This is a genomic window from Lysinibacillus sp. NPDC093688 (genome assembly GCF_050280145.1).
Taxonomy (GTDB): domain Bacteria; phylum Bacillota; class Bacilli; order Bacillales_A; family Planococcaceae; genus Lysinibacillus; species Lysinibacillus xylanilyticus_B.
This window is the reverse complement of sequence record NZ_JBNNUX010000087.1, coordinates 1-4,580: the sequence shown is the minus strand read 5'-3', so window position 1 is coordinate 4,580 and position 4,580 is coordinate 1. Positions and strand designations below refer to the sequence as shown.

Genomic DNA, 4,580 nt, shown 5'->3' with positions numbered 1-4,580 from the left:
TAGCCGTTATCGCATGGATGCGATGATTTTAGGCTAACATCCCCTAAGAACTCCTTTCCGATTCCGTGACATCCGCCGGAGGCTTTGGGCCAACACGATGTTTTCTGTGCGAAAGCGTAGTGCAACGTAGCGGCAACAACAAGACGTTGGTCACTCAGTCGTTGCCACAGGACGTGGCGTTCTTAGACTGAGTTCCTCTGTTCAGCGGGTGTTTAGGTACCCGCTGAACAAGTTAAATTTGATTTCAACGCTTTATATAAATCTTTGTAGTGAATTGTCGATTGTTAAAACTTAATTTCGACATCATGCTCGATAGTTCCTCCCATTTCGAGTAAAATGTCATGAATCGTATGTATTGAATAATTAAAGTAGCGTTAAAATCCTTTTTTCACCCAACAGAATGGCTATTGAATATATGGAAAATTATGCCGTTCTTTTTATATATTTTCAACCATTTATACATAAAGAAGCACAGACTCGCACAAATGCATTGTAAAAGTCTGTGCTTTTATTTTGTAATTACCACAAGCATCTTCATTTCTTTTTAGGCGTAGGCAGCCTTTGATGAGGCTTGCCAATCCATCTAAACCGTACACAATCATCGCTACTTACATTTGATTGTGTACAGCCCTGTCCATACATTGTGCATGTACAAATATCTTCAAGCATACTATTTTTTCTTTTTGTTGCCCTATATCGCTTTAGTTATTAACGTATAAATCAAAAACATGTGAGAAATCTTCTTTTTTGTATTTATCCTTATGGTCAATCATCCAATTATTCGCAAATCGTGTAATCTCCTCGAATGATGCGGATGGTGTGACATCGTCATTACCGATACGACCAATGGATGCAGAAGCGATCGATAAACTCTTTTCTGCTACCTCTAGCTTGTATGCATTTTGCTTTTGCTCATAGCTAATGGCATGCAACGCTTTATACAAATCTTTAATGTCATTAATAAAACGTTTATGAATGTCAATTGAAAATGGCGTATTGTCGATTGTAAATTTAATTTCAACATCAAGGTCAATAGTTCCTGCTGTTTCAAGGAAAACATCACTAATATTGTGCATTGAGTAGTCGTAACGACGTAGTAATCGCTTCTTGCTTAGCGCACTTTCACCATCTACATGAATAATTGCTCGATTTGTAAAGCAATATTCGTCCGCTTTCGTCTTAATTAAGAAATAAATTTTCTCGTCAATTTCATGCAGGATGAAATCATCTGCATCTGCCTTATCATAGTCCTCACGAGTTATAACTACTCCAATATCTGAAAGTCCAAGCGCGTCTGCTGCTATTTTTTTGAACATCCTTTTCCCTCCTAGATGGTTTGATACTCTTATTACGCTTTTTTTCTGTAAATAGTTTCAAAAGAGACCTTCTGCTAATAATAAAAAGCTCGAGCAATCAGTAAGGGAACGTTGGAGCTAGTTAGTACTCTAATGTAAAAGGCTGCTTTGAATATAGATTTTTCAAACGAGTATATAAAGTATTATTTTGGATCATCACCAAAACGTGTGGTTGATTTCCGTTCCGACTGGGCGCTTTGTTGCTGCCGCTACGTTAGCACTACGCTTTCGCACAGAGCAACGCTTCCTGGGGGCGTCGGGGCAACAGGATGTTGGTCACGAAGGCGTTATCACAGGACGTGATGCTTTTAGCCTTCGTTCCCCTCCCGCTTCACTCGCGTTGCTCGCTCCAGGGTCTCGGGCCAACACGATGTTGGTCACGAAGGCGTTATCACAGGATGTGATGCTTTTAGCCTTCGTTCCTCTATCGCTAATCCCCAAGGAGTCGCCCAGCCGGAACGAAGATCAACTTATTCACATAGTAGACGTTTTAACAAAAGTCATCCACAACTTTTGTTGATGACCCTAACTGGTTGATATTTAAGTAATGTCTCAATTCCTTTTTTAAGCAAGTTTCATTTATAATGAGTCACATAAGACACTTTAATCGGTGGGCAAATCTCAAGCTATGAGACCATTTTTCTTGGCACTTCGGTTATTAACTTAATAAGGAAATGTTTATCGAGCTACTGCTAAACATATTAGCTATACGCAAAATAATAAAGAGAAAGGATTTGTGAACCATGCAAGAACCAACTATTCTAGTGGTGGATGATGAGGCTGATTTAGCAAACCTTCTAAAAGTCAGCCTGCAAAAAGAAGGTTATAAACAAATTCATACAGCTGGCTCCATTCAAGAAGCCTGGATGAGCTTTCAACAAACACAACCCGATATTGTACTTCTTGATGTAATGCTTCCTGATGGCGAGGGCTACGATTTATGTCGTCGTATTCGAGAAATATCTCATGTGCCAGTGCTTTTCATGTCGGCGAAAAATGAGGAAATTGATAAAATTTTAGGACTTGCTATCGGAGGAGACGATTATATTACGAAACCTTTTAGTCCTAAAGAGGTTGCCTATCGTGTGAAGGCACAGCTTCGTAGAGCCGGCTATCAGACGCAGGAAGCAGCGCCAGTAGCTTCCGCGAAGTCGATTCAAGTTGGTCCATTCTTGCTTAATGATGATGAAACGGAGGTACATAAGGACAGCGTTTTATTGGAGCTAACAGCAAAAGAGATCGGCTTGATGGCTTGCTTTATGAATAATCCTAATCGAATTTTAAGTAAAGAAACGCTGTTTGAGCGTGTATGGGGAGAGGACTTTTTCGGCTCAGACAATACCGTAATGGTGCATATTCGACGTCTACGTGAAAAGGTTGAAAAAGATGCATCAAAGCCTGTATATATTACAACTGTAAAAGGGCTTGGCTATAAATTTGTCGTTCCAAAAGAGGAGCAAGTATGAAATGGAAATTAACAGCTAGATTCCTTCTGTCTGTGCTGTCTATTGTTATTATTGTTATTTTCTTGAATACAGCCATTTTAATTGGTTTTTTCTTTTTTCAACAGGTAAATAAATACGATAATACAAATTCGTATTCAGAGGTAAACTTCGTGCGCGATTTCCAACAGTATATTGATATAAGTAATGGAACGCCAGCAGTAAGCAAGGATGGACTTCAACAATTGCATCAGCGAAATGCCTGGATTCAATTACTTGATAATAATGGACAGGTCGTTGAAGCCCATTTTGCTCCAGATAAAGCTCCTTCGCACTATGCGCCAATTGATTTAATTCAAGTTTATAAATATAAAGAATTCGCTGTAGATACAACCGTATATGTGGGAAGTAAAGAACGTATTAGTTATCTTATCGGCATCGAGGGAAGTGGCGTTACTAGATATGTCACTCATTTTTCTGGCTCATCAGTCTTACAGTTTATTGGCAAGTTTGGTTTGCTCATTGTCATTGCTGATTTATTAGTAGCTACACTCGTTGGCTGGCTTTTCGGTCGTACGTTGACCAAACCTCTACATGCAATGATTGAACGTATTCGTCATTTAAAGAATCGTGAGCATGAAACTAGTAAAGTACCAGGCGGTGTGTACAAACCTGTTTTCGAGAATTTAAATGAAGTATCAAGAGAGCTAGCTGCACACGAGCAGGAACGCAAACGACTTGAGATGATGCGTGAGGAATGGATCAGCAATGTTTCACACGATATGAAAACACCTCTTGCCTCAATTCGTGGATATGCGGAGCTACTGAATGATGGAAAATCGACTCCTTATGAACAAACAGAATATGCTCAGATTATTGAAAAACAATCATTGCATATGCAAGATTTACTGGATGATTTAAATTTAACTATGCGATTAAGACATCAGCAGCTTCCACTAAGCTTAACCGAGGTAAATATGGTGCAATTTATTCGTGAAATCGTTATTGATACACTCAATACACCACAATATGAGCAAGCCAATATTGAATTTAATGCAACTAAGGAAGTCATCAAGCATCACATTGACGAACACTTTATGAGACGAGCAGTGATGAATTTTTTACACAATGCATTGCTTCATAACCCTTCTGATGTTGCAGTAAATATTCTTGTTGATGATCATTCTATTACGATTTCTGATAACGGTAACGGCATTTCTGCAGAAGATCTTGAACATATTTTTGAACGCTATTATCGAGGGACAAATACTGAGCAAACACATGGTACTGGGTTAGGTACTGCTATTGCTAGAGATATTATTTTAGCGCACGGAGGAACTGTAACGATTACCTCTGAAGAACAACAAGGTACAACTGTCAGCATTCAATTACAAGAAGAACAAAAGGAGTAGCCCTATGATTGGGACTACTCCTTCATAGTATAAAAAAATAAAATGGCAGAAAAACCATTGTGAATGTTATGGCGCTATAGAGGGGGGGTTCCCCTACGCTACTCGCTTTCCTGCCGGAGAGCATCAAGCCTCTTCCCTACTTTGCGCCACCGCTTCGCTTTCGCATAGACCTGTTGTTGCTGAAAATTAAAATGCCATGCCAGAGGATACATGTTGTGTGGAGTGGTTGATTGGAGTGGAGATTGGGCGACTCCTCGGGGATTAGCAATAGAGGATCGAAGGCTAAAAGCATCACATCCTGTGATAACGCCTTCGTGACCAACATCGGTGCTGTTGCTGTCGCTGCGCTTTCGCACAAACAAAACCCTCTG

The 4,580-nt window shown here is 39.7% G+C and carries 4 protein-coding genes; 2 read left to right on the top strand and 2 right to left on the bottom strand.

Annotated features, from left to right (window positions below):
• Positions 1-701: 701 nt before the first annotated feature.
• On the bottom strand, positions 702-1,316 hold the full coding sequence (locus ACQKN2_RS25050) for a PH domain-containing protein (protein WP_427417335.1): 615 nt from the start codon (positions 1,314-1,316) through the stop codon (positions 702-704).
• Positions 1,317-2,098: 782 nt separating this feature from the next.
• Here ACQKN2_RS25050 and ACQKN2_RS25045 point away from each other — a divergent pair.
• Positions 2,099-2,821, top strand: a complete 723-nt coding sequence (locus tag ACQKN2_RS25045) for a response regulator transcription factor (protein ID WP_427417334.1) — start codon at positions 2,099-2,101, stop codon at positions 2,819-2,821.
• Positions 2,818-4,209 carry a sensor histidine kinase gene (locus ACQKN2_RS25040; RefSeq protein ID WP_427417333.1) on the top strand — a complete coding sequence of 464 codons (1,392 nt, stop codon included), beginning with the start codon at positions 2,818-2,820 and terminating at the stop codon, positions 4,207-4,209. Before ACQKN2_RS25045 ends, ACQKN2_RS25040 begins: the two co-directional genes overlap by 4 nt.
• Before the next feature lie 98 nt (positions 4,210-4,307).
• Here the strand turns inward: ACQKN2_RS25040 and ACQKN2_RS25035 are convergent.
• A partial coding sequence (locus ACQKN2_RS25035; RefSeq protein WP_427417332.1) for a hypothetical protein occupies positions 4,308-4,580 on the bottom strand: 273 nt, incomplete at its 5' end.